Source organism: Fibrobacter sp. (genome assembly GCF_017545445.1).
Classification (GTDB): Bacteria; Fibrobacterota; Fibrobacteria; order Fibrobacterales; family Fibrobacteraceae; genus Fibrobacter.
Window position 1 is genome coordinate 35,611 of sequence record NZ_JAFWOM010000078.1, and the last position, 25,649, is coordinate 61,259.

Genomic DNA, 25,649 nt, shown 5'->3' on the forward strand with positions numbered 1-25,649 from the left:
TTTTAATATACAAAATAAGGCGGCTAGGAATAGCCGCCTCGAATTAAAGCATTGTCACCCCACCCCGTTATCCTTGAATCGGTCATCCTCGAACGGAGTGAGGGGATCCAGTAAATTATCTCACAATAGCAATGCCGTAAACCGGAAGCATTTTCTTCGGAGCATCGATCTTGCTAGCCTTGCCACTTTCATACTTATAGAGGCCACCCTTAGAACCACGGTCGCCAATATAAAGCACGCCGTCAACGTCGTCAAACAAGAGAGAGCCTTCGACATCGCTCACGCCAGAAACCTTTTCAGCAGTCTTCTTAGAGAAATCCACCTTCATCAGGGGAACATCGCCCCAAGCCTTATAAACAGCAGCATAGCCAACGCCTTCCGGGTCAACAGCAAATGCATAGACACCACCGCCAAGCTTCTTGCCGTCAACGACCATCGAAGTCTTCTTCTTAGCAAAGTCAACAACTTCAATACCACGGTTAGCATCAGCATCCGTTCCGTAGTCTGCATTGTATTCGCCCTGAGAAGCAATATAGAGCTTGCCATTAGCAAAGCCCATAGCCATCGGGTTTTTCTTGGCAAGCTTAATCGTGTCGAGGAGATCGCCGTTGCTAAGCTTGTACATAGCGAGAAGGCCCGGAACCGGATAAGCGTAGTTTTCAGAACGCTGGAAGAGAGCGAACAAAGTATCGCCACTGACTTCGAAATCAACGAGATTCGGAGTCGTTGCCTTGCCATGAGAGAACTTATTTGTTTTAACGGTCTTTGTGATCTTGCCATCCTTGACAGCGACCTTCACAAACTTGGCAGCACCTTCCAAAGCCACCCAAACTTCGTCCTTATTGGCCTTTACGACATCACTCGGATTCGAAGCATCGTCCAATTCAATCTGCCACTTCACCTTATCTTCCGAAACATCGACAAGAGCAAGGTTGTCTGCATTGAGTCTTTCAAGAACAAAAAGGTTGCCATCAATACCGACCACCTTGGAGTCCTGATTGAACTGGATCGACTTGTCAGAAATGCCATCATCAAGCACCCAACGGAGTTCGCCAGACGTATAGTCCGAACCGAATACATAAACCGAACCCGGCTTCAGCAAATCATCTTCGGCAGAAGTGGAGCTGTCCGAGCATGCCTGCATATAGAATGCAAGCGATGTTCCTGCGAGGAGTGTGAGGATTTTTTTCATAGTGGTTCCTTTTTATGTTTTTCGCAGACGATGTGAATTACAAGTTTTGCAAGTCCCATTCTGCGCGGGGTTTAAAACCCCTGGGTTAATGTTAATTTGTATTCTCGCCCCGGAGTTGGGAATGGAATATAGGGATTTCTATACGTTTCATCCGTCAAGTTCCGTAGCGCAAAAACAAGTCGTGTTTTTTCAAAAGGTGTGTAGCCAAGCGAAAAATGGTGCAAATCTACAGCAGGCTGCTTGATGCGATTCGCTCGGTCATCATAAATCTTGGTGCGGTATTCCGAAGTCCATGTAAAATCAAGATGATATGGCAAATCAAAACGAGCTTCGGCATAAAACGAACGCATCGGTTCATTCGGGAGTTGGTTGCCGTTGTAATAAGCATCATCGCTCCGGTCTTCTGCATTTTGGAATGTCGCACGCAAAACCACGGACAACCATTTTTTCGGTTTGCTTTCGAGTTCCGCTTCAAGCCCGCGCACATGCGATTCACCGATATTGACCGGTTTCGAAAAACCTCCACTCACAAGCCAATAAATTCCATTATCCACATGCGTTTCAAAATATGTTGCACGAATTGCGGAATTGCTTTTCGGAATCATGTAATAGCCACCGACCTCAAAACGCAACGCCGATTCATCTTTCAAATCCGGATTCGACAGCATTCCAGGATAAACGCCATAAAGTTCCATCAGCTGCGGCATGCGAGCAAAGCGGCCAAAACTCAAACTGCCACCATACCGAGAATTCGACGCATCATAACGCACAAATCCACGTCCCGTCCAAGAAACACTTCGCGTATTTTCTGTTTTCAATGTTTTTGCCGTTGTCGGCTGTACAAACTTGCCTCCATGAACATCGTCCTTGACAATTGATGCCGACGCTTCACCACCAACAGAAAAGTTTTTAACAACATCATAGGACACATCGCCAGAGACATTCGTCGCCACGCGCATCAAGTTCCATTTACTCGACGAAGTCCCTCGTTTTTCATAATAGGCGGCGTCCATAGACAAACGCACATTGGCATCAAATCGTTCACCCGAATAATTCGCAACAACTTCTGGTACAAGGCTATAACCCGCAGTGCCATATTCCTGCATTCCCGGCAAATCATAGCCCAAATGATCCAGCGGATAATAAGAATGCGACACCGCTTTTTCGAACTTGCCCGTCAGCGAAAATTCCAGCCAAAGCCAGCCCAGCAACTGCGGCAATTCCGCGCGATAAGTCGCTTGTGCAAATTCGCCTTTGTAGCCCGCCACCGCCGTCTGAGCGTCATCGCGTCCAGGATTTCCGCCTTCGGAGCGGCTAAAGTTAAAATTCAACGTCGAAAATACGCCATTTTCATGCAGAACGCGAGCTTTCACAAGGCCGGAATATTCCGTAAATTCTGCATTTTTACGTTTATCCGTGAAATCGTCATCGGGATTGTAAGGCGTTCCGTTTTGACTGCTGAATTCGTAATCGTTGTCGCTATGGCGAGCCGACAATGACGCACTTACCGAGACGCTGTCCGTTAAACGAGAAAGCATCTGAGCCGCAGCTTCCCACGTGTTGTGGCTTCCATAGCTTAAAAGGATGCGGCCAGACTTTTTTTCGTCCGGATTGAGCACCGCTTCGGCAGGCTTTGAACCTTTGGTGATAAAATTAATCGCACCGCCGATTCCGCGACCGCCAAATTTTGCAGGCACGCGGTCTTTATAAACTTCAATCTTTTCAATTTGATTCAAGTCAATCGAACCGAAATCGACAGCACCGCCCGAAGCATCGTTCAGCGGAATTCCGTCCATGCAAACGACAATGTTCTTTGCAGAGACACCGCGAATGCTCACGGTCTGAAAACTCCCGACTCCGCCCTGACGCGTATATTGCACGCCCGGAAGCGACGCCAGAACCTCTGCCGCCGAAAGCGAGCGGCCTTCCCATGCTTCGGGTAAAACTTCGGCATAACTCGAAGACGCTTGCAACGGCTTTTCAGCACCGCTCGTTTCGTAAACCGACGATTCACCCAAGTCTTGAATAAATTCTTCGGACGAAGCAAAAACGCTTGCAAGCAGTACGACCGCGCACACGCGAACGCCTAAAGGACCGTAAATGCGACTGCACACAGTCAAACACCCACGCAACCGCGTGGCTATGCAAAGCGATGTCTTTCGCACCGTTTAACAACCTATGACGCAAAGCGTCTTTTATGCCTTACAGTTCTTCTGGCTCGGGGATCGCTCTACTTCCAGCCCCTTCACACCCGCCTTTGTGGCAAGCATTGGTTTATGCTGGTTTCGTCCTCCCTTACAGCGGCGAGACCGTTCCCGGCTTTCACGGGATTCTCTTATATCGCATCTTTGGCGAAACGATACAGCGTTTTACCGCATAAGGCAAATTCAACGAAAAATATAGCAATCTTCTAGGAATTTCGTTAATCCAGTCCAGAAAGCATCGACCGCCGATAAACCCCATTGCGGAAGGTTTCTTCTTTTTTGCTGATATAGTCGGCGCGTTCCGTAGCATCCATTTCGCGGGATTCAAACCCAGCCATATCTTCTTGAATCCGCAAGCCGCTCGTCTGCGAAACAGGCAGATACTCATCCCAATGCACATCAACATTGTAACTACGGCCATCACCTCCGCGTACACGAACGCTCTCGACACGGTCTTCTGTCCTATAGCCGTAAGCAGTCACTTCAATTTGAGAGGTCGCATCGCTGTTTCGGCTTTCCGTTGTCTTTAATATCGAGTGCGTGACGCAATCAGGATGTTTAAACTTTTCATCGCCATAAAAATTCGCAATAGCCTCATGTTCCCAGAAACAAGAACGATAATTTTCTTTTATACCGTAAATATTTTCGTGCGTACGGGTTTGCTGATAAAGCGGAATTGCAAGGAGCGGAGCAAAAGCAAAATAAAGTGCCCTGAAATATTCCTGATTATACATCATGAATTTTTGACGGGATTGTTCAACGCTGTAGCTTTTGTAACGTTCTGGATTGTTATCCAGTTCAAGATTATCCAAATGTATGGCCTTAACGCAATTCACTTTATTCAATTTATCAAAACTAAAATCATCACCATAGCCTTCCGTTTTATTCCGCATGATTTCTAGCATTTGCGTTTGCGCGATAGGGGTAAACAGCAAGCGGTATTCCACTTCGTTATTACGGTCCATGGTATTGAACAAAGTTTCAAAATCGCGATTCGGCATCATGGTGTATTGCGATTCATCTTCGAGATTACGAGAGAACTTTTCTAGTTTTTTGCGTTCCGCGTTCTTGCTCAATTTACCCCAAAAAGTATTTTCTTTATTTGCAAGCCCAGAGCAGTTCCGATGGAAAACGAGATTGGGAGCCGCATCGCATCCATAAATGAGGAATGTTTCAACAAAATATTCAGGATAAGGTTTTACAACTTCGGCATCAAGCGTTTCGGTTTTTCTATATGAATTCTTTCCGTCCCTCACCCAATAAGAAATTTTTCTGGAGCCATGATATGTCATTTCGCCCCATTGCATGCTCATCGTACGGCCAAGAATGAACGGATTACCATTGATTTCACCGCTATGCGTAAACAGAACAGATTTATCCTGATTAAACAAGTCATCCCAGCCAAATTGGGCGTAAAGATCACTCAATCGACCCTTGGTAAAAAACGGGTCAAAATGTATGCGAGGGACAGTCTTTGAAATCATGCGCACCGTAATATCCCAATCGAACAATCTGTTCAATGGACGCATTTGTTCCCACGCAATTTCCTTGTTTTTCTCGACGGACGCTTGTTCTTCTTGAAGTTCTTTTTTTGCGGAATTTTTTCTAGGCTTTATCACGCGGAAAAGAACAACGAGTGAAATCACAACTCCTGCAACAAGAGCCAAAATATAGCGGTAGAGGGCTTCGCCATAACAGTAGATTCCTGCTACAACGCAGCCAATAACAATAAGCCAAAGAACGACTTGCCAAAAGCTCAGCTTTGCAATGCGTTTTTCCAACGCATCAATAATCTGCTCCAAAGAATTTATTTTATTTACAATTTCTTTGTTAGCTTCGACATCAAGCCCTGAATGCTTTAGCAAATCTTCAAAAGTTTGTTCCGCGACTTCTTTAAACTTGTCGCGGAACTCCGAACGGAACTTTTGTACTGGATTATAGACGTCTTCAATCAATGGACAAACCCGAATCTAACATGCGATTAGAAAAATGTTTCTCTTGCACGAGCCTTGATGGCTGCAGATGCTGTAAACGGGATTCTCGTGGTGTAATGAGCACGGGCGGCGACAATCTGCTTGGTCGGCCAAGAGAACACATCGGTATTCCACTGAAGCACGGTATCGTTGTAAAGGGCACGGGCCGCCGTGATTTCTTTTTGCAAATAGCTGTTCTGCTGCATGGCATCGGCGATGGCGCTGTGAGCCTTAAGATCCGGGTAATTTTCGACCTGCGGGAACAAACGCGCAAAGGAAGCGTCAAGTTGATTAGCAACTTGGTTACGGGCCGCATCGGGCATCACGCCACCACGGTATGCGGCGACCGTTTTCATCACGTCCTTGTCAAGATCGATAGCCTTATTGACAAGCCCGGCCACGTTTTGCAAAATCTGCACGCGCTGTTCCAAATAGTTGTCTATCTGCGAAGCTTCGCTCTGTAATTTCTGCTGCAACTGCTGGAAGTAGTTTTTTGCGCCAATCTTCATGAACAAGAAGATAACGCCAGGTATAATTCCGCACACCCAAAGAAGGATTTCGAATATGAGCGAACCCACACCGACTTTCACAGGAAGTTGTTTTTCGATGACGTTGATGTCGCGACCTTCCGTATTCACTGGGCCTGTCAACTCGTCTAATTCATTTGCCATGCTTTTCTCCTTGATGAATTCTAAAATGGGGATAAATTCTACTCGTTAATATAGATAAAACAAAAATATTTTCCGCAAGGTTCCCTCCCTGCGAGGACAATTTACTTGTGTTTCCATTCTGCAAGCACCATGCCGGCAACAATGGCGACCGCACCCGCAATGGCAACCGACGTAATGTGTTCCCCAAGCGCGATAACGGCGGTAATAATCGTCACCATCGGAATCGCATAAATGTAATTGCTTGCGAGGACGGTCCCGATTTTTTCAAGAACCTTGTTCCACACGAGATATCCACACAGCGACGAGAACACCGTAAGGCAAAGGAAATTGAATGCGACGACAGGTTCTGCAAAATTCTGCCATGGTACAGACTTTTCCGTCTCCGTAAGCATTACAAGAATCGACGAAAGCGCCCCGTAAAAGAACATCTTGCGAGACATGAACAACGTAGAATATATTCCATTGAGTTTGCGAAGAATCAACGAATAAACAGTCCACATGCACGCAGAGCCAAAAGCAAGCAAATCACCCACGGGCGAAAGTTTTAGAATAAACTTTCCGTTCAGCACCACAAGCACCATGCCAATAAACGTAATCACGCACCCGAGAATCTGCCGTTTGCAAAGGCGTTCGCTCTTGTAAATAAGACCACCAAAAATCATAATCAACAACGGATTCGTGCAGACAATGAGCGACACGTTGCTCGACGGCGAAATCGAGAGCGCCGTATTTTCCGCCCAAAAATAAAGTGTGCACCCCGTCAGTCCGCAAATAAACAAAATCAATTCGTGCTTCCAATTCTCGCAGCGGAAACGCTTGTGCGAAATCGCGAGGAGCAAAAAATACGTCACCACAAAACGCAGCGTGAAAATCTGCACCGCCGAAAAATCGTGGTTCAAAAGCACCTTCGTGCTCACGAAACTCGTGCCCCAAAAGGCGACAGTCACAATCGCGAGCAAATGCCAAAAGGCTAAACCGTGAGAAGGTGTTGCAGAAATCGATTTCATCAACCGCAAAGATAGAAAAACTTTCTATTCCAAATGCAAAAGGCCAGCCCACAGACGAGCCAGCCTTCTTTTTAAAACCGCGATATCTTATTTAGTCTTCGAGGCTTTTTTCTTTGTCTTCTTGGCCGATTTCTTGGCAGCAGCATTTGCCTTGATAGCCTTTTGGACATCCTTCTGCATTGCAATCGAAACCTTGTTCAGATTGGTGCTGAAGGTCTTCAACATGTTAAACATCCACTTTTCGTGAATAAGTCCGTTCCTGCCATCACCTATCTTACCCTTTATTTTGGGCATTTCCGCGAGTTTGACGACCACCGGCTTGAAATTGTAAGCTTCCTTGACTGATTCGCCCAGCGCGTTCATCGATTCAGCAATAATCTGCATATGTTTGAAAACTTCCCCTTCAAACGGCAATCCTATTGTAGGATTCGGGAACGGGAACGGAATTGGAGTCGGATCTACCGGTGGCAAATTCGGAACCGGCTTTATAGGATCAGTCGGTCTCGGCCTATCCGGTATAGGCTTAACTGGACGTATTTTAGATGCAGAGACTTTTTTTTCTGCTTTTTTTGAAGTAGTTTTTTTCGCCATTTTTCCTTCCTTGTTGATTGTTAAAAAAGCTCTCCTAAAGACTGACGTTTCGCCAAGACTTCATCACAAATGGAAGTCAGCATGCGTTCATGGGCGCACACTTCTGGAGAGATTCCATAAATTGAACCTGTCGTATAATACGAGGTACAGCCACACTCATGGCCAGAGCAACGATATCGAATTGAACATCCTTTGCATTCCGGCTTTTCATACTTTAAAAAATGGCAAATATCTTTCGCGACCGCCCCTGTAAAGATGCGATTTTTCTTGTCGAGGACATTGCCCAGCACATACTTAGCGTCTTTTTTACTTGTGATGAATCGACTGCAAGGGAATACATTGCCATTCGCGGCCACGCCAATAGCCCCCTTGAATATAGAACAGCCGTTTTCTCTCTGCCGCGCATTAAGCAGCCGATACGAGATTTTATCTTGAATAGCCCCTAAATAAACATCCTTGCCCTGCTTTCTAAATTTGAGCCAAAGTAAGGCCATTTTTTGGTATTCAAGCGATAAGGCGGCCATATCTACGTCAGTCCATTGACCGTCGAAATCTGGAGCTGCCACTAAATTGGTAAAACCTTGATCGAGAATCCACTTGACCGAATTGAACAAGCCCCGCACATGCTTTCGTGTAATCACCGAAAGAACGGTCGCGTTCATCTCTACAAATGTCGGGATATTACTGGCAATGTCGCCAAAGCTCCCCTTGCCATTCACTTTTTTGCGGGATATATTGTGCTTTCTTTCTGGGCCATCTAACGAAAGGAAAATCTGAATTTTTTCTTTTTTCAAAAAATCAAAAATTTCTTCTGTCGCAAGCGTTCCATTCGTATTCACAAAAAAACTCAACTGAAAATCTTTTGGCAACTCGCTACGGTGATTCTTGACCATTGATTTTGCTAGCTTTACACCTTTTTTTATAGCATCCATTCGTAAAAGTGGTTCACCGCCAAAAAATGTTATATTTAAAAAGTTTTGCTTAAGTTCAATAGTCCGCTCGAAAGCCACGCGCAGTGCTGCTTCTAGCACTTCATCACTCATATCCATTATTCGGTCTATTTGGCTTTCTCTATAATAACAATAGCTACAGCGAAGATTGCACCGTTCTGTTAAACTCAGTAATAAATTCATCACTCCCCATATAAATGTTTACATACAATAATATAATACATTTAATATTACATGATATGTAAAATTTTATTCATTCATATAAACGTTAAAAAAATCACATAAAACATTTTTTCAATCATCTAAACGACACCAAATACTTTCACACTCATTATCAAAAAAAACACAGATTCTACATAAATTAATTTTTTAAATAAAAAACTCGCTTCCATTCCAAAAAGCAACCTATTCTATCCATTGTTTATCTTTTCAAATCCAGCATAAAAAAAATTAAAGAGCCAAATTCCATTATTGTTATAGATTTTTTCTATCGCCAACTATAATTTTTAGCTAATAATGAACTTATTTTTCGTAAAAGTTCCATTTTCAAAATACATTTCCATAGACCATGCTATAGAATCTAACTATATTACACAACATAAAAATTTTATAAAGGATCCCACAAAATGTCCAAAATCGAAACTCTTTGCATTCAGGGCGGTTGGCAGCCGAAAAACGGCGAACCGCGCGTTCTCCCCATCTACCAGAGCACCACTTTCAAGTACGAAACGACCAATGACATGGCCGACTTGTTCGACCTGAAGGCTTCCGGCTACTTCTACACCCGTCTGCAGAACCCGACCAACGACGCTGTCGCTAACAAGATCGCCGCTCTCGAAGGTGGTGTTGCAGCCATGCTCACGAGTTCCGGTCAGGCCGCAAACTTCTACGCTGTTTTCAACATCTGCGAAGCTGGCGACCACTTCATCAGCACATCCGCCATTTACGGCGGTACGAGCAACCTCTTCTCCGTCACGATGAAGAAGCTCGGCATCGAATGCACGTTTGTCGATCAGGATGCCTCTGACGAAGAAATTGAAAAGGCTTTCCGCCCGAACACCAAGTGCCTCTTCGGCGAAACAGTCGCCAACCCAGCTGGCAAGGTCTTGGACCTCAAGCGCTTTGCTGATCTCGCCCACAAGCACGGCGTTCCGATGATTGTCGACAACACCTTCCCGACCCCGATTCTCTGCCGTCCGATCGAATTCGGCGTTGACATCGTGACCCACTCCACAACCAAGTACATGGACGGCCACGCCATGGCAGTCGGTGGCTGCATCGTCGATAGCGGCAACTTCGATTGGGAAGCAAACCATGACCGTTTCAAGGGCCTCACCGAACCGGATCCGAGCTACCACGGCCTCGCCTACACGAAGGCTTTCGGCAAGGGTGCTTACATCACGAAGGCCACCGCACAGCTCATGCGCGATTTCGGTTCTATCCAGTCTCCGCAGAACGCATTCCTCCTGAACGTCGGTCTCGAAACCTTGCACCTCCGCATGCCGCGTCACTGCGAAAATGCTCTCGCCTGTGCCAAGTTCCTCAAGAACCACCCGAAGGTGGCTTGGGTCAACTATGCCGGCCTCGAAGGCGACAAGTACTATGAACTCGCACAGAAGCAGTTCAAGGGTGGCCTCCCGTGCGGCGTTCTCACCTTCGGCATCAAGGGCGGCCGTGAAAAGTCCATCCAGTTCATGGACAGCCTCAAGATGATTTGCATCGTGACCCACGTGGCCGACGCCCGCAGCTGCGTGCTGCACCCGGCAAGCCACACGCACCGCCAGCTCAGCGACGAACAGCTCATCGAAGCAGGCGTTGCACCGGACTTGATCCGCTTCAGCGTCGGTATCGAAAATGTCGAAGACATCATTGCCGACTTGACGCAAGCTTTGGACAAAGTCTAAACCTTTGCATTTCTATATACCAAAAACGGCACCGATCAACCGGTGTCGTTTTCTTATCTTGTCCTCGTACAACTAAAAAAGCCACGATTTCTCGTGGCTTCCTTCCTCCTCTTCCATATTAACAATTCATATTATCACTTACCGCATTGATCGTAAGAGCCAAACTTATCAACAACAGTTTCCCCTTCATCGAACTGAAGTTGAACTGCGGTCACTTTTCCCAGAACATCTTCAATTTTTTCACTGGACCCCTTTTCAATATTCTTGAACGCGTTCCAGGAAACTTTGCCCCAAGTCATATCATTCGAATAATCAACGTCAGCATACCAGTATTTATTTGCAGAAGCATCGGTGACGATAGCTATCCTAAGAGAATTATATGTACTATAATGTACGCAAAAACCACCCCAGGCGCTGATATCTGCCGGCTCCTGATTTGAGCTGACCGTGTTAAAGCCGATATACGCAAGGTTACCTAAGGTCGCATCATCCAAACCGTTCACGAAAACAATGGAGTCGCCAACGAGGATTATACCACCCGAAAACTTCACGTAAGCCTTGAACTTATGATACTTGTTCACCAAGGATGGAATGACATTTCCGCTAGAGTCTGCAACCACATCGTTGGGGAAATTGAAATCATACGCCCCCGTTTCTTCGGGAGAATTAGTCCAAATTCCACCAGATGTCGCATTAGCAATGCCGAGATTCACACGGTCCCCATCAACAGCGCCATTCCACAAGAAACTTTTCCCGGACTTATAAGTAGATGACACCGTAGGAACGATTTCTTTGTATTCGCCCACGTCCCGAACAGAAAGATTTTCCGGTAACAAGTAACTTATTCGTTTAATATAAAACCTCGTGCCAGAATTATTTTCCTTGACAAATTTCAAACGGACGGTAGTTAAGTTATTTAAAACTCTATTTGCATTTGGCACATCCGCGAATTCGTAACATACAGTTTCCATGTTGCTAACTCCCTCCCCCCCATCAGAAGCGCCAACGGATGCATTATCATTTTTGGCGAAGGTCAACTTGAGAATGTTATCTACACCAGCATTCTCGGGAACAAGCTGCATTTCGATATCCATCTGGGATTCATACTCCAGACAAATCCCCTTCCATTTGGTGGTCACGTCCGCCGAATGAATCACTTCCGAGCCATTTTCAGTCGTTTTCCCAGCAACAAGAAACTGAATACCCACATCGGGATTTGATTTGGAATCATCAAAAACAACATTACCTTTAAGACCTCTGTCAGTATAAACAACATCATCTTCAGCAAGACTTCCGAAAAGAGTCAATTTACCAGAAGTACCCGCGTCACCTTCTTCAAAACCTGTATTTACGCGATCTCCATGAGTCTTGCTCCACCACATTTCCCAACGGACATAGGGAGCCAATCGCTGGATGTCGAATATACCCGACGCCCCCGGCTCGCCAACAAAGACAATCTGCACAGAACGAACCTTCTTAGCAAAGGATTCATCATCCTTATCAGATTTTTTCTTCTCAAAATTTTCCCAGGAAACACAATGAGTTCCATCCCCATCATCCTTCATAGCGAAGCTTGCATAGGGCAAATCTTTATCTACAGACGAACTTGCATAATCACCGTCATCCAGACGAACTTCCACATCAAAGTCAGACTGGTAAGTAACGCACAAGCCACCGCTGTTTTCCGAAAGGTCAACAGGAGAGCCATCCGGATTAGAAACATCAAAAACTATACCGGCACGGCTTAAGCCATCTCCACCCGCTTTCGCAAGAGATACGCGACCCGCCAAAGTTTTCTTGCTAGCATCCAGTTCAATCCCAGACCCTTCCATGACATTCCACGCCTTAAGATTGGAATCATCATTCCAAAATGCGTTTTTCTCTTCGGTAGTACCGAAATTTTGAGATGATGCGGTATCTTCCGAACACGCAGTCAGCGAAAGAACGCATAACAAACCCAAGCGAAATATATTTGTGTTTATATACGTATTCATATCATTCCTCTCCTTTTTGTTTTGTATTTTTAGACAATGGGAACATCTGCAAATTCAAACGATAAACTTGAGACGGTTCCTTACTCATATTGGCAATAGCCACAATTTTTCTACGGCAAGAATCCAGTTCTCGCACAATTTGTTCATAGGCTTCGCGATCAATTCCCATGGTCACACCAGAAATATCGCGCTCCTGAGGTTCAAACGCGTCTATAGACTTCTGTGCAAAACCGGCCATTTCGCGATGCATAGAACGCAGCACCAAAGGCATCACATCGGAATTGCCTATCAAGGCCTTTTCCGTCTGCACATAAACATTCTTGGACTTGCGTTGCAAAATACCAACGCTCACCATAAAGTCAAGCGACTTGCGAACATCATCTGCAGTGACGGGCTGCCAGCACATTTCGGCAACAGCCTCGGGAGTGGCCCCCGGCATCATGGCGACAAGTTCGCGTAAAACAGGATTTTTCCAAGATTCAAAATAGGTAAAGGCATCACCATCCACGACACGAATCTTATTCGCATCGGCAATGTCCTTCATGCTGGCGAAAGCATTCTTTTTCGCCTCGTCATCTTTTGCCTGATTGTACCGCACCAAATGGCGGAAATAGGCACTTTCGAAGCCGCCCAAATTCATGGCGGACGCGACTCTTTCTATTCCCAATTCGCTGAGGCTACTTTTCCCTTCGCACACAAGCTTTAAGTACGTTGGCGACGTGAAGCCCGCAAGCCGAGCAAACTCACGCCATGTGAACGAACACGTCCTCTTACGTTCATCGTAAAAGTCCTGCATGCAGCGACGATAATCTCTATATTCAGTTAACGGTTTCATAACACAACCAAATCGAAGAGTTTGAACATCATTCCATTCACTCAATTTTAATATACTATTTTTTGTATCATAAGTCAAGAAATTTATGATACAAAATTTATTTTTTTCACATTACACGATTTTTCTCATTGGATTGCACAACACCGCCCTTCCTTCTTCGCTGCCCCAGCTATCCCGATTTTATTTCGAAACGGGGCTGTTTATTACTAAATTAAACCGCATGAAACTGGTCCGCTTGATCTTGCCGCTATTGCTTTTGCCGCTCGTTCTGTGCAGTTGCGTAAATCGCCAAAACCTCATTATCAATATCGAAGCACCCAATGATGTCCATGCCGCAGTCTATGCGGATTCGCGCTACCTCGGCATGACTCCGTACAAGCTAAACCAGCAAACAGTTCACCTCGATGATACTTCAAAAATCACCGTTCGATTTTTAGGCGACACGATTTACAGCGATTACATAAAACAACAAGTTCCCCAAAACTTCTTTTCGGATAACGAAAAAATCGCTTTGGGCGCAGGCCTTGTCGCCATGGGAGCCGGATTTGTATTCATACCATTCCCCTTCGCGCTATTCACGCCCACCCTCGCCATCCTTGCACCACTCATGACACCCGCTAACACAGATTCTTTAGACCGTTACGTCGATAGCCTCCAAACAAAACGCATTCACGAGATTCAAGAAACTTGGTTCACAACAAATAAATCATACAAAGACGAGATTCCTTCAAGCACAACAACTATGGACAGCGCCATCGCTTTTTATTCAAACGGCCTTTGCTACGACGAAAAAGACGACATGGTTTGGCTATACGAAAACGACTCTAAAGAAATATTCCCCATCCCTGCAACACGCATGAACTACTGTAGAGAATTCAGGCCCATTTCCAAAGGAAAAGCCGTTCTTTGGGGAATTTTCCCCTCCGCAATCATTGGAGCTGGGCTTGTGCTTTACAACCCTATAGCGTCATTCGCTTTAACGCCCACCATTTTAGGTTTGAATCTAGGGATTTCTTTGAGCGCTCATACAGACAAACCCTCTCTAGAAGAATGCAAGCCATTCACGCCAAAAGAAAAGCACAAATGGCTTATGCAATATTCTTGCAAGGCAACGCCGCAGAACTAAAAGAGCCACGACGCAGACGCAGAACCGTAATACGCCCCATCCGCCAGCTGTTTTCCGTTGACAATCGAAACGCCCACTCTAAACTGGGCCACTTTATTAAGCGTATATGTCACGCCGAAATAATTTGTAATAAACCATGGGAACGCAAACGAAATATCGTAATCAGCCATCGGTTCAACGCCTTGAAAAGCCTTCCCTTCCAAATCATCACGCCACAACCACGGTTTCGTTAGCGACGGAACATAGACCAACGCTACCGGGCCTAAGAACAAACTTGCATAAGCTCCGATTCCGCCTCGGAAGTGCAAATAACTGTCGCTATTTTCTCCAGTTGTATATTCCGGTTCCGGAGACACGCACATAATGCACCCTCCGCTCACAAAAACACCTTCGTATTTATACGTCGCTTTACCGTAATCTAGCCCCCAAAAAGTGCTAACCCCAATTTCGCCATAACGAAAATTAGCCCCGAACGACGCTTTCGCATAAGGCAGCGGATCCAAGCCAAATCCGTAAGCCGTATATACTGTTTCGAATTTATTCATCCACTCCAAGTCAATGGAAATCGGAAAACTTTTCAGGATATAGTCAATATCTGCCTTACGCTCATCAAGTTTCAAGTCATAATCATCTGTAGCTTCGCATTCTCCATCCAAATCGCAAACATAAACTTCTTTGTTCCATACGTTTACAAGATCGACGGACTTATCCTTCATCGGATGCACAGAAACACTCAAGCGGCGAATCGTCGAACCGGAATCCATCGCAAATTCAGCACCTCGCATTGCGGGAGCAACTCGTGCGTCAAAGTCACCCTCAAGAACGCTCATTTTATAGGTATGACAACCGTCAAGAGCAAGCAACGCGGCTATCAAAAAAGCCAAATGGAGGTATTTGCGAATCATACCGACAATATAGATAAATTACTGCCTAGCCACACCCCGCATATATGCCTATATTTAAATCACTCAAAGAAGGATATTACAATGCTTAATTTAATAAGGGCTGTTAGCCGCTTTTTATCGACATACACATCGCTTTTCGTCATCGCATGTGCAGTCATCGCATTTTTCATCCCCACGCTTTTTGGCTGGGTTCACGGCAACACAAGCTCGATTATTCTCGGCATCATCATGCTCAGCATGGGCCTTACCATTACCATGGACGATGTCCGCAACTTGATGAAACGTCCTGGCGACATTTTTCTCGGCGCCGTCGCGCAATACACCATCATGCCACTCGTCGCATTCACGCTCACGAAGCTCTTTGGACTTGACCCGTATTTGGCCATCGGCATCATTCTCGTCGGTTGCTGCCCGGGCGGCGTTTCAAGCAACGTCATGAGCTTCTTGGCAAAAGGTGATGTGACCTACTCCGTGAGCATGACCATGGCAAGCACACTTCTCGCTCCGCTCATGACCCCGCTTTTGGTCCTTTGGCTTGCTGACACGAGCATCGAAGTGAACGCCGTCGGCATGTTCCTCAACATCCTTTACGTGACCGTTTTCCCGATTGCAATCGGCTTCACCTGCAACTACTTCTTCGGCAAGCGCGCAGGCTTCAAGGAATTCCAGGCAAACATGCCCGCCGTGAGCGTTATCGGCCTTGCGTTAATCGTCGGTGGCGTTATCGTGACCGTTCGCCCGCAGCTTTTCGCGAACGGCTTTGGCCTTATCGCACTCATCCTCGCTGTGGTGTTTTTGCATAACGGCCTCGGCTACGTACTCGGCTACAATGTCGGTCGTTTGTTCAAATTCAACACAGCCAAGAAGCGCACCATTTCCATTGAAGTCGGCGTGCAGAATGCAGGCATGGCAACAGTCCTCGCCGGCGCATTCTTCGCCAACCCGGAGAATCTCGCCCTCCACCCGGAAGCGGCCCTCTGCGTTGTGCCATGCGCCATCAGCTGCGCCTACCATTCCATCAGCGGAACAATCCTCGCCGGAATTTTCGCACACATGGACAAGAAGAAAGCAGAATAAAAAAAGCACTTAAAAAGGCCCCCATACAGGGAGGCCTTTTTGCATTATCATTTTACAAACAAGCTATTTTTAGTAAGACGCTAATTTCGCGTATTTCGCTTCAAATTCAGACAATTTAGCTTCATACATTTTCTTAACCATCGCCTTTCCGTTATCATCGAGGAAACTGTAAGCAATGCTATTGCTTACAAGTTTCTTTATATCATCATAAGTCAGATCATATCTGTATGCAGCAAGAGCATATTCTTCCGTAATAGAAGTACGAAGAATTCCCGGGTCATCCGTAGAAATTACCATCGGCACACCACTGTCCTTATAAATAGAGAACGGATGAGAATCGCCTTTCACGCCGAGAATAAACTCGTTACTGGTAAGATTAATCTCTATCGCAATATTGTTCTGTTTCATGTATTCAAGAAGTTCAGCGCTGTTATGTTCGAAAACAATATCGACGCCATGACCAATTCTTTTTGCTTGAGCAATTTTTACAGCATCGGTAATGTGATAAGTAAGCTGTTCTGGCGGAACAAGACCCATTGTCATTTCGCCCGCATGGAGTGCGAGATTGGGATAGCCTAACGCTGTTTTGTTCTTAAATTCTTCTCTCAATATTGCAAGCATAATCATATGTGCTTTGTAATACAGCATGGAATTTTCGGAGTTTTCAGCAGCAACAAGGTTACAACCGACAATCAAATCCGGCGCAAGCGCCATTGCCTTATGGACAATATACAACTGCGCCAATACATCAACTGGTTTGCCTCCGCGAGATGCATAGCCCTGCAATCTCATCACAACATCAGAATCAGATACCGATGTGGTATCAAATTTGCCAGCAATGGCATCCTGCTTATTATCGTCAGGTTTATCAACGCTAAGTATATTTTGGTTATCAAGAACATACTGCTTAACAGCATTGTAAATAAGCGATGTATCAAATTTATATTGTTTTTCATAGACTTTGAGAATTTTACGAACAAGATTGCAGATTACATTTTTACAATTTTCTGGGTTTTTATAAAAATTCATGCATGCAGCTTTAAATTCTTCGTTATACCCATCATAATCGACTTGTTCCAAAAAAGCATTTTTAGGAATGGAAGGGGCAATACCGATGGTTTCGATATACTGTAGATTTTCTTCCTTGGCCCGAACTTTCAACCGATGAACAATTGTAGGTAAATACTTATTACCTGCGGCGGCAATAAAATTCCCAAAAAGCGAAAAGAAATATTCATCAGGGCCAAGAGGATATTTGTAAGGTTGGTAATCCCTTACGCTCCACTTATCTATCAGGGATATTCGCGTAAAATGGAAATCGTATTTTTTATATCCATTTTCATCCGGTTCGAAAGTTTTTGCGGTCAGCTGAATGTATTTGTCTGCATCAGGGTACTTCTTGGGATCAGGTGCACCTACGCTCAACCTTCCCGTATCAAGATTAACGTAAAGTTCTTGATTATAAGCAATCGCAAAAAGCGTTTCTGCGTAAACAGCGCCAGTAAGATGATGATGCAGTTCACCGCCCTTAGGCATATCTGCAACAAACTGTCGTAATTTTGCTTTATTATGTTTGATAGATTCAAAATATTCATTTATAGTCATTATTATTTTCTCCTTGGTTATTCAATAACCTGATGTATATTTAATAACATTTTTCTACTTTTTTACTTTGTAATATTCTTTTTACAACACAAACTATATGGAAAAGAGCGGCCCTTTCGAGCCGCCCTTTGTTATGACCAGGAAAACGAACGAGTATAAAACCATCAAGAAATCAAGAGATTGCCGCGCTTCGCTCGCAATGACAAGGTTTGCACATTTCGACAAACACCTTGCCACGCACTTCAACGCGAATTCCACAAAGCTCTAAGAGATTAGCAGTATCGCAAGCACCTGACCGCTCAAGATTCTCAGCAACATCGTAAGCGGATAAACAGATGCGTAACCAACGTTCGTCGCTTCAGAATTGCTGAGACCGTTTGCGAACGCGAGCGCCGGAGGGTCTGTCGTTGCACCCGCAAGCACACCGCAAAGCGAGAGGTAATTGACCTTGAACACAGCCTTGCCAACAATCGCCACAATCATCAGTGGGAAGAACGTGATAATTGCCGAGAGAGCCATGTAGTAAAATCCGTCGCCATTCAAGAGCACATCGAAGAACTTGATACCGGCATTGAGGCCCACACAGCTTAAGAAAATCGTGATGCCAAGTTCACGTAGCATGAGGTTTGCGCTGTTCGCCATAAAGAAGTTGAGCGGACCCATTTTGCGTTTGCGGCTGAGGATAATCGCGACAATGAGCGGACCGCCAGCAAGACCGAGCTTGAGCGGAGTCGGCATTCCAGGAATCGCAAGCGGGATGCTTCCGACAATCACGCCAAGGAAAATGCCAAGGAATGCAGGGAGAATTTCCGGATGGTCAAGCGCAGTGAGCGAGTCACCAAGTTCCTTTGCGGCAGCGGCAATGCTTTCCGGCGTACCGACAACGAGCAATTTATCTGCAAATTTCACGCGAATATCGAGGCGCCCGGTGAACTTGAATCCGCCACGCGTCACACGGCTCACGGTCACGCCAAAGCGGTCGTTGAGCGCAAGCTGCTGAATGCTCTTGCCAAGAATTTTCTTGTTCGTCACGAGAATCGTCTTGACCGCCAAATTCGACTTTTGGAGCGTAATTGGGGTCGCCTGCTTTTCGCCAATAATCTTCTGCAAGCTTTCAATCGCATCCGGCATCCCGACGACATGTACCAAGTCATGGAGTTCAAGCGTCATATCGCCCTTCGGCATGTTAATCACCTGGTCGCGGGCATGGCGCGTCACCACGGCACCCGAAGAGATGAGGCCCGGAATGTCCTTGATCTTGCAGCCCACAAGATTTACGTTATCCACACGGAGCGTGCAAGAGACGATTTCCTTGGACTGTTCTGCAATTTCTTTCTGGTATTCCGCAGCAGCGACTTCCGGTTTTTGCCTAAAGAATACGCGCACAAGGATCATCACGAGGATAATGCCTATCACGCCAAACGGGTAAGCCACCGCATAGCCAACGCCCGTCAAGGAAGCGTCCACGCCAGCCGCCGTAAGCGCCGAATTCGCAGCACCGAGCGACGGAGTGTTCGTCACGGCACCGCAAAGCATGCCAATCAGCACCGGCACGTTATCGTGCATGCTCGTCGTGAAGTAAATAAGAACGGTAGCAAGTACACCCAAGAGGACGATGCTCACCGCAAGAATATTGAGCACTAGACCGTGCCGCTTTATGGAGTCGATAAAGCCCGGGCCTACTTGCATACCGATAGTATAAACAAATAAAATAAGACCGAACTCCTGCATAAAATGGAGAACGCTGGGCTCGATCCGCATTCCGATATGACCCAGAAGGATCCCTACGAAAAGAGCGCCAGCTCCCCCAAGGCTAATACCTTTCACCTTGACTTTGCCGAGCATAATGCCCACGGCTGCCGTAAGCGAAAGCGCCAAAACCTGTTGCCCTACGGAGGGCTTTGCAAATAAATCAATTAACCAATCCATCTTGTAATATTAATTTTTTACGCAGCGAACAGACGCGGCGATGTTCTTGTTAAAATGCTCATAAGTAATCGTCGAATCCGTCACACGAACAAGGAAAGCTCTAGAATCATCATAGCTATCGCGAGTCCAAAAACTCGCACTTGCATTTTTGTCCGCAAATTTTCCATCGAAATAGCGGAACCCGGCGAACAATAAACCAAACGGACGATCTTTTTTCAGATCTGCAGGAACCGCGCTGCCAAAAGCATTCTTGAAATCCTGCTGCGAGGGAAGCTCCCAGCCTTTTGGGCAAAGTCCGTTTGTCGCGGCACCCCAAGTATAGAGGCGGCCCAGAGTATCGCAGTTTGCATGGTCATTGCCGTAGCAAACACTGGAATCGGGGATGTATGCAGACAAATTCTCAGCCATCCAGATTTGGCCTTTGATATTTATCGTTGAGTACGTTTTTTCAGAACAGAAAAGCTTATGGGTGGATTCGTCGTAAGTGCATGTATTCGATGCATCGCAAGCAGTAAATGCAGACATTGTTGCAGCAGCTGTAACAGCCATGCAGAGTATTTTAAAAACCTTTTTCATAAAACATCCTCTTTTTTGCACGCAAATTTAGCATAGAAAATTGATAATGACCAATAGATTATTTATATTAGATTAATAACAAAAATTGATAGATTATGCACGCACAGCACACGCTCCCCTTGCAGTCCCCACTATTAATATAATTCCGTCCGCCGAAATCGGCAAATTTCATACGCTTTACCTTTAGCAATTTGCCCAAAGCAAAGCGGAACCACGCCACAAACATAAAAAATCCAAGCCATCGCCCACCTTCTACAAAAAGTGTATTTTATTTTCGTTAGCTTTCATCCTGCCAAATTGGCATCCGTTCCGGTCAGGTTGTCCCACTATCTGCTTGACGCCAACCTCCCCTTGAAACGCTAGACAAGAAAAGCGTTGTTTCGCTGTTTAAAGCACAGCTTTCATGCAAAAAAAATCGGTCCCGGAAGGAACCGATTTTTATTTCAGAATTCTTTGCGTTATCGAACAGTCACCCTTTGCGTTCTATTGCCGATTTTCAGCAAATAGTTGCCAGACCTTGGAACTGCCACATTGAAATTCGCTGACGCGACTCGGTCTTGCATCAAGACTTTACCCTGCATGTCGAAGAGTGCATAAGAGGCTCCGACCTTGGCATTTGCTACCTGCAAATTGCGACCAAGAACAACCACAGAGAACTTCGGAACGGCCGTCACGATAAGAGCATCAGACTTTTTACTTGACGAAGACTTGACCGAGCTAGATGAACTCTTAGCCTTGGAACTTGAAGAAGCCTTTGTAGAGCTACTACTCTTTGCCGCCGAGCTAGAAGAAGCAGGTTTGCTACTAGAACTAGACTTGATTACACTGGAACTAGAGTTCACAACGCTAGAGCTTGATTTTGCAACCGAGCTGCTACTTGTAACTACGGAACTAGAACTCTTTGCAGAACTCGAACTGGACTTGACAACAGAGCTGCTTGACCGTTTTACGGAGCTGGAAGAAGCAACGGAACTAGACGAAGCCACACTAGAACTAGAGCTATTTGCCGAACTACTGCTTGCAATCACAGAACTAGAGGAAACGATAACAGAGCTAGACGAAATTGACTTAGTGCTGGAACTAGACTCTAAAGAACTACTATATGGCATTTCAGACGAGCTACTTGATACAGCCTCGGAGCTACCAGAAATAACCTCAGACGAACTGCTGGATGTGATTAGTGCGTACAAAGCAGAAACAGTCATATCCTCTGAAACAATTTGTTTTCCGTCAAAAACATCCCCATTTTCTTTAACCCAGGAAACAAATTGATAGCCATCGGCAGGGTCTTGATTTTTGGGTATCGAAACTCGACCTTTGTTATTGGAATATTCGTAAGCATATCTATAAAAATTTGTAGCACCGTCATCATCAAAGGTTACTTTATATATGGGTAAATTTTCATCATCTGCAAAAATAGGATAGCCATCCTTACGGCTCCACATTTTTGAATGTTCCTGTGTTCCCGCAGCAGTGTTCAAAATCCACGCGAATCGGTCACTTTGCATATCGGCAGTAGAAAGTCCACCCACATTTATTGTATCAGCCGAATCAATCGTAGCAATAGGGACACTGAGATTTTTGATTTTTGAATCATAATAGACATTATTGATTTGAACAATTTTATTTTTACCTTTATCAGCTTGACCAAACAATGCACCATAATATGTGTAAATTTTTTTTCCTCCCGATGCATAACCAGTAACAGAATCTGCTATACTATAAACGTTTCGTATGAAAGTTGTGCTGTCGCCCTTAACGAGTCCAGCAACGCCTCCTAACCAAATTCCGTTATTGCAACTTTGGGGATTTATTGTTAAATGGTTTGTTGCGTATACATCAGCTAAACTATAATTATCTATAATTTTAATATTTCCAGAGGCATACCCAACTATACCTCCAGCATAAATATAGCTAGCACAATTCATATCAGAATAAGCTTTTTTTGCTTTTTGGAGCATTTCGGAATATGCGTTCACATGCCCCTTATTGATACTTTTACTGATGTTACTGTTTGAAGCAGATGCAGAGATTCCCCCGGCATAAACATTAATTTTGTCGTCGCAAATATGTGCAACAGTTTTAAGCTCAAGGGGGGTGTATTGCACATACGCAGTGACATTTCCATTATTGGTACAATTTTTTATACTAGTGCCACTACCAATTCCTGAAGCCTTATTAGAGATATTTATATCAGAACAATAGCATTCACTACTACCACAATGATTATAATTCGTCCCAGTGTGTTTATTTTTACAAATTACATTCCCGTTATTTGTACAATTTTCAATAAGCTCGGCAGAACCTATTCCCATTGCGATCGATCCAGCAGAAATCGCCCCATTGTTTATGCAGTTTTCGATAACTCTCGCACTACCAATTCCGTAAGCAGAAGAGCCGATTATTGAATCATTATTTATACTGTTTTTTATCAATCCTTTGCCTCCAGCAATGCCTCCTGCCCAAGTTCCACTTACTACTATTCTCGTTCTAGTTGGGTTAACAACACCATTATTAATGCAATTATCTATGATTGAGTTGGAATCAAGAGTTCCAGCAATTCCGGCACTCCCAGAAATAAAAGCATTGTTCACACTATTCAAGATTTGTACAGATTCCCCTAAACGGATGATTCCGCTACCACCATCAACAACTCCTTCATTTTTGCAATTGTCAATTATTGTAAAACTCGCAAAGTAGGCTATACCTCCTGCTGTCAGACCAACCGAACGAAGAGTACCTTTATTTGTACAATTGATGATAGATGTTGAAGCTTTTACATAGCCGGCGATTCCACCAATATAGTTACTACCATACAATTGATAGCCACCGCGTTTCAAATCATAGGTGTAACTCGTATCTGTAATATCGACATTGTTTTCGCAATTTTCTATAACCAATCCATTTTCGACATACCCCACAATTCCACCAATGTAACTTTTATAAGAGGAAATCGACGATATTTTTGGTTCTATTTTACCTGATGAAAAAACTTTTTTTATGGAACCCGAATTAAAACCCACGATTCCTCCGATTTTTCCGAAACCAAAGCCAACACAACCTTCAAATGAAGCATCTTCAATATAACCTTTATTACGTCCAACCAATCCGCCTAAGTTTCCTGCAGCATTAAAAGTTCCCTTGAATGAAACGTTTTCAACGAGCCCTGTGCTGACTCCGATTACACCGCCAATATTTGTGCTGTTTTTTGACAACAATTCATTATTTGATGTATTGTATGTAGTAAAGCCTATGTTTAAATAAGCATTCTCAATATTCAAATTTTTTACAACACCATTATCGCCCAAGTTTCCAAACAATCCTATACAAATTGAATCCGATTGTCTTACGGAAATAATCTTATGTTCTTCGTGGATATATAGTCCCCGAATCTTATGATTTTTTCCATCAAAAATGCCGTTATAAGCTTTTGTTAAGCTATCACCGATAGGCTTCCAACTTGTTGCTTTGCTAGTCGAAGTCAGAGAATCTTCCCATAACACAATATCGTTGGACAATTGTGCGTTGATTTCTGTTTTTCCAGAATTAACTTGTTCAGCAAACCAAGCAAGTTCTTCAGGTGTTGAAAGCAGGTAGAATGTTTTGCCGTCAATCTTCGTCCTTAATTCAGGTTCCTTAATTTCTCCAGTCCAGTTGGCAAAGGCACATGTTGTTACAAACAACAATAACGCAATGACCGTCGTATGCTTACACATGGGCAAGCTCCTCTAAATTAAAGACATTTTTGTCAAAGTAAGGGAATCATTTTCTGACGGCTTGTTAAAAACAAGTTTGACTTTCGAATGATTTGTTTTGGCAGAAATCAGCAAAAGCAATCCGTTCTGCACATTGTCTTTCGACTGACTGAAAATTTTATCCGATAAAAGGCTCACTACAGGTGCATTCGACGAATCTTCCTGCCATAAAATATTATAAGTTTTGCCGCCCTTTTCAAGGCAATACCCTTCTGTTCCGTGAACGGAAAAACTTCCATCCGAATTGATTGTTTCTATGTAACATTCTATTTCGTATTTCATACGACCTCCAAAAAATCTTTTGAATCCAAAAATTGACGAGACCCCTTCCAATCCGGGTAAACAATGTCAATCGTGAGTCCAAGCATTTTAAGTTCTTTCAGTAAATTCTTTTTGGCTTTAGCAGGAATAAACATTTTCCGCCGAATCATTCCGTCAGTTTCATCCTTCCATTGGGCTAGGTGAAGCTTATCTCCATCTATTCCGTAAATTAGAAACGCACCCTGTTGTGCTCTGATTCTTGGGTTACTGAGTAACGGATGCACACAGAAAATGCTTTCCATGTCCTTCTTTTTTATCCATTCCATAAAATAGGGTTTTTCGGATCTTATTTCATGAATCAGATGCTTAATCTTCCAATTGGAGTTGAACAACTTCCGATCATGTTCTTCGTCAGCGGGAATTCCTCTGATGTCCAAGTTGCCACTATCACAAACTGCAATATTCGCAAGAATACTCACTCTATCAGCGTGGTAATTCAAAATCATTTTTTCAGGAACTTCATAGACATAAACAACTCCATCCTTACGACCTTGTTTTTCTTCGCTCATGCCGTAATCAGGATCATTATAACAGGCAAAGAAAACCGCTTGCAAGGCACTTGTCGTAATATCCATAATCCGAGTAGGAATTTGATAATGTTGCATCAACACCAATTTTTCGAACGTGGATTTACAACTCGCAAATTCATCAGGAAGGCGTCGTTCTGTTTCTCGGAATAATTGAGTTTCTCTTTTTAGGCGACCACCTCTTCCAATGCTTGGCGTTGCACCTGTAATTCCATAATCTTCCGGTTCGCCACGATAATAGTAGCGGACGTTTGATCTATGACCATCCAACCCTCCACTTTCTATGCACTTGAGGTTTTCAACTAAATCAGCTATTGTGTTAATAGGATTCATAAAAAAGGGACTCGTTCTCATTATCGTAAAGAAATGGAAAATTTCTTATAAGCGCTCACTAAATGTAAAAAACTCAAAAACATTGTCAAGTATTTTTATAAGTTCGTTCTTTTGAACGCATAAAAATGTCGATTTCAGGTCAAATTCTGCATATTTATAGAAAAAGACGTAATT

General features: G+C 44.4%; 19 protein-coding genes and 1 riboswitch. Of the genes, 3 read left to right on the forward strand and 16 right to left on the reverse strand.

The genetic code is table 11. From position 1 onward, the window contains the following. Window positions 1-115: 115 nt before the first annotated feature. From IKG78_RS09105 to IKG78_RS09135, 7 genes are all read right to left on the reverse strand, one after another. Window positions 116-1,192, reverse strand: a complete 1,077-nt coding sequence (locus IKG78_RS09105) for a hypothetical protein (RefSeq protein ID WP_290942566.1) — start codon at window positions 1,190-1,192, stop codon at window positions 116-118. 71 nt (window positions 1,193-1,263) lie between these two features. Further along, a complete protein-coding gene (locus IKG78_RS09110) occupies window positions 1,264-3,306 on the reverse strand; it encodes a TonB-dependent receptor plug domain-containing protein (RefSeq protein WP_290942568.1) in 2,043 nt (680 codons plus the stop codon). 71 nt (window positions 3,307-3,377) lie between these two features. Then, window positions 3,378-3,572: riboswitch (cobalamin riboswitch) on the reverse strand. Window positions 3,573-3,614: 42 nt separating this feature from the next. Then, complete coding sequence (locus IKG78_RS09115; RefSeq protein ID WP_290942571.1) at window positions 3,615-5,351, reverse strand: MAG1210 family protein; 1,737 nt, start codon at window positions 5,349-5,351, stop codon at window positions 3,615-3,617. Window positions 5,352-5,377: 26 nt separating this feature from the next. After that, window positions 5,378-6,040: a LemA family protein gene (locus IKG78_RS09120; protein WP_290942574.1), complete on the reverse strand. Its 663-nt coding sequence runs from the start codon at window positions 6,038-6,040 to the stop codon at window positions 5,378-5,380. A gap of 101 nt (window positions 6,041-6,141) precedes the next feature. Continuing rightward, window positions 6,142-7,047, reverse strand: a complete 906-nt coding sequence (locus IKG78_RS09125; RefSeq protein WP_290942576.1) for a DMT family transporter — start codon at window positions 7,045-7,047, stop codon at window positions 6,142-6,144. An 87-nt stretch (window positions 7,048-7,134) separates the two neighbouring features. Then, window positions 7,135-7,638, reverse strand: a complete 504-nt coding sequence (locus IKG78_RS09130; RefSeq protein ID WP_290942578.1) for a hypothetical protein — start codon at window positions 7,636-7,638, stop codon at window positions 7,135-7,137. Window positions 7,639-7,658: 20 nt separating this feature from the next. Further along, window positions 7,659-8,771: a radical SAM protein gene (locus IKG78_RS09135; protein ID WP_290942581.1), complete on the reverse strand. Its 1,113-nt coding sequence runs from the start codon at window positions 8,769-8,771 to the stop codon at window positions 7,659-7,661. A gap of 443 nt (window positions 8,772-9,214) precedes the next feature. Here IKG78_RS09135 and IKG78_RS09140 point away from each other — a divergent pair, with 443 nt between their 5' ends. Then, entirely contained in the window at window positions 9,215-10,492 is a 1,278-nt protein-coding gene (locus IKG78_RS09140) for an O-acetylhomoserine aminocarboxypropyltransferase/cysteine synthase family protein (RefSeq protein WP_290942583.1), read from the forward strand. Window positions 10,493-10,626: 134 nt separating this feature from the next. Here IKG78_RS09140 and IKG78_RS09145 read toward each other — a convergent pair whose 3' ends face one another. Both IKG78_RS09145 and IKG78_RS09150 read right to left on the reverse strand, forming a co-directional pair. Further along, window positions 10,627-12,486: a hypothetical protein gene (locus IKG78_RS09145; protein ID WP_290942586.1), complete on the reverse strand. Its 1,860-nt coding sequence runs from the start codon at window positions 12,484-12,486 to the stop codon at window positions 10,627-10,629. A 1-nt stretch (window position 12,487) separates the two neighbouring features. Next, window positions 12,488-13,321 carry a TIGR02147 family protein gene (locus IKG78_RS09150; RefSeq protein ID WP_290942589.1) on the reverse strand — a complete coding sequence of 278 codons (834 nt, stop codon included), beginning with the start codon at window positions 13,319-13,321 and terminating at the stop codon, window positions 12,488-12,490. Window positions 13,322-13,541: 220 nt separating this feature from the next. Between IKG78_RS09150 and IKG78_RS09155 the strand changes: the two genes are divergently transcribed. Then, window positions 13,542-14,447 (forward strand): hypothetical protein, encoded by a 906-nt coding sequence (locus IKG78_RS09155; protein WP_290942591.1) that lies wholly within the window; start codon window positions 13,542-13,544, stop codon window positions 14,445-14,447. Here IKG78_RS09155 and IKG78_RS09160 read toward each other — a convergent pair. Beyond that, window positions 14,444-15,352, reverse strand: coding sequence for a hypothetical protein (locus tag IKG78_RS09160; RefSeq protein WP_290942594.1), 909 nt, complete (start codon window positions 15,350-15,352; stop codon window positions 14,444-14,446). The two genes, IKG78_RS09155 and IKG78_RS09160, sit on opposite strands and share 4 nt — an antisense overlap. 81 nt (window positions 15,353-15,433) lie before the next feature. On the opposite strand from IKG78_RS09160, the gene IKG78_RS09165 reads away from it, so the two are divergent. Beyond that, window positions 15,434-16,429, forward strand: coding sequence for a bile acid:sodium symporter family protein (locus IKG78_RS09165; RefSeq protein ID WP_290942596.1), 996 nt, complete (start codon window positions 15,434-15,436; stop codon window positions 16,427-16,429). A gap of 69 nt (window positions 16,430-16,498) precedes the next feature. On the opposite strand, the gene IKG78_RS09170 is transcribed toward IKG78_RS09165, so the two are convergent. The 6 genes from IKG78_RS09170 to IKG78_RS09195 all read right to left on the reverse strand — a co-directional run bounded on the left by IKG78_RS09170 (window position 16,499) and on the right by IKG78_RS09195 (window position 25,475). Continuing rightward, entirely contained in the window at window positions 16,499-18,034 is a 1,536-nt protein-coding gene (locus tag IKG78_RS09170) for a hypothetical protein (RefSeq protein ID WP_290942598.1), read from the reverse strand. 264 nt (window positions 18,035-18,298) lie between these two features. After that, window positions 18,299-19,963: a putative transporter gene (locus tag IKG78_RS09175; protein ID WP_290942600.1), complete on the reverse strand. Its 1,665-nt coding sequence runs from the start codon at window positions 19,961-19,963 to the stop codon at window positions 18,299-18,301. Window positions 19,964-19,972: 9 nt separating this feature from the next. Beyond that, complete coding sequence (locus IKG78_RS09180) at window positions 19,973-20,539, reverse strand: FISUMP domain-containing protein (protein ID WP_290942602.1); 567 nt, start codon at window positions 20,537-20,539, stop codon at window positions 19,973-19,975. Between the two features lie 458 nt (window positions 20,540-20,997). Continuing rightward, entirely contained in the window at window positions 20,998-24,255 is a 3,258-nt protein-coding gene (locus tag IKG78_RS09185; protein ID WP_290942604.1) for a hypothetical protein, read from the reverse strand. A gap of 12 nt (window positions 24,256-24,267) precedes the next feature. Next, window positions 24,268-24,576 carry a hypothetical protein gene (locus IKG78_RS09190; protein WP_290942606.1) on the reverse strand — a complete coding sequence of 103 codons (309 nt, stop codon included), beginning with the start codon at window positions 24,574-24,576 and terminating at the stop codon, window positions 24,268-24,270. Further along, complete coding sequence (locus IKG78_RS09195; RefSeq protein WP_290942608.1) at window positions 24,573-25,475, reverse strand: FRG domain-containing protein; 903 nt, start codon at window positions 25,473-25,475, stop codon at window positions 24,573-24,575. Before IKG78_RS09195 ends, IKG78_RS09190 begins: the two co-directional genes overlap by 4 nt. Window positions 25,476-25,649: the final 174 nt, after the last annotated feature.

What these genes read in the sequence shown, in the direction of transcription:
- IKG78_RS09150 (WP_290942589.1), bottom strand. Translation starts at nt 13,321, where the DNA reads ATGAAACCGTTAACTGAATATAGAGATTATCGTCGCTGCATGCAGGAC.
- IKG78_RS09180 (WP_290942602.1), bottom strand. Translation starts at nt 20,539, where the DNA reads ATGAAAAAGGTTTTTAAAATACTCTGCATGGCTGTTACAGCTGCTGCA.
- IKG78_RS09170 (WP_290942598.1), bottom strand. Translation starts at nt 18,034, where the DNA reads ATGACTATAAATGAATATTTTGAATCTATCAAACATAATAAAGCAAAA.
- IKG78_RS09190 (WP_290942606.1), bottom strand. Translation starts at nt 24,576, where the DNA reads ATGAAATACGAAATAGAATGTTACATAGAAACAATCAATTCGGATGGA.
- IKG78_RS09185 (WP_290942604.1), bottom strand. Translation starts at nt 24,255, where the DNA reads ATGTGTAAGCATACGACGGTCATTGCGTTATTGTTGTTTGTAACAACA.
- IKG78_RS09120 (WP_290942574.1), bottom strand. Translation starts at nt 6,040, where the DNA reads ATGGCAAATGAATTAGACGAGTTGACAGGCCCAGTGAATACGGAAGGT.
- IKG78_RS09145 (WP_290942586.1), bottom strand. Translation starts at nt 12,486, where the DNA reads ATGAATACGTATATAAACACAAATATATTTCGCTTGGGTTTGTTATGC.
- IKG78_RS09135 (WP_290942581.1), bottom strand. Translation starts at nt 8,771, where the DNA reads ATGAATTTATTACTGAGTTTAACAGAACGGTGCAATCTTCGCTGTAGC.
- IKG78_RS09175 (WP_290942600.1), bottom strand. Translation starts at nt 19,963, where the DNA reads ATGGATTGGTTAATTGATTTATTTGCAAAGCCCTCCGTAGGGCAACAG.
- IKG78_RS09130 (WP_290942578.1), bottom strand. Translation starts at nt 7,638, where the DNA reads ATGGCGAAAAAAACTACTTCAAAAAAAGCAGAAAAAAAAGTCTCTGCA.
- IKG78_RS09125 (WP_290942576.1), bottom strand. Translation starts at nt 7,047, where the DNA reads ATGAAATCGATTTCTGCAACACCTTCTCACGGTTTAGCCTTTTGGCAT.
- IKG78_RS09160 (WP_290942594.1), bottom strand. Translation starts at nt 15,352, where the DNA reads ATGATTCGCAAATACCTCCATTTGGCTTTTTTGATAGCCGCGTTGCTT.
- IKG78_RS09105 (WP_290942566.1), bottom strand. Translation starts at nt 1,192, where the DNA reads ATGAAAAAAATCCTCACACTCCTCGCAGGAACATCGCTTGCATTCTAT.
- IKG78_RS09155 (WP_290942591.1), top strand. Translation starts at nt 13,542, where the DNA reads ATGAAACTGGTCCGCTTGATCTTGCCGCTATTGCTTTTGCCGCTCGTT.
- IKG78_RS09195 (WP_290942608.1), bottom strand. Translation starts at nt 25,475, where the DNA reads ATGAATCCTATTAACACAATAGCTGATTTAGTTGAAAACCTCAAGTGC.
- IKG78_RS09140 (WP_290942583.1), top strand. Translation starts at nt 9,215, where the DNA reads ATGTCCAAAATCGAAACTCTTTGCATTCAGGGCGGTTGGCAGCCGAAA.
- IKG78_RS09165 (WP_290942596.1), top strand. Translation starts at nt 15,434, where the DNA reads ATGCTTAATTTAATAAGGGCTGTTAGCCGCTTTTTATCGACATACACA.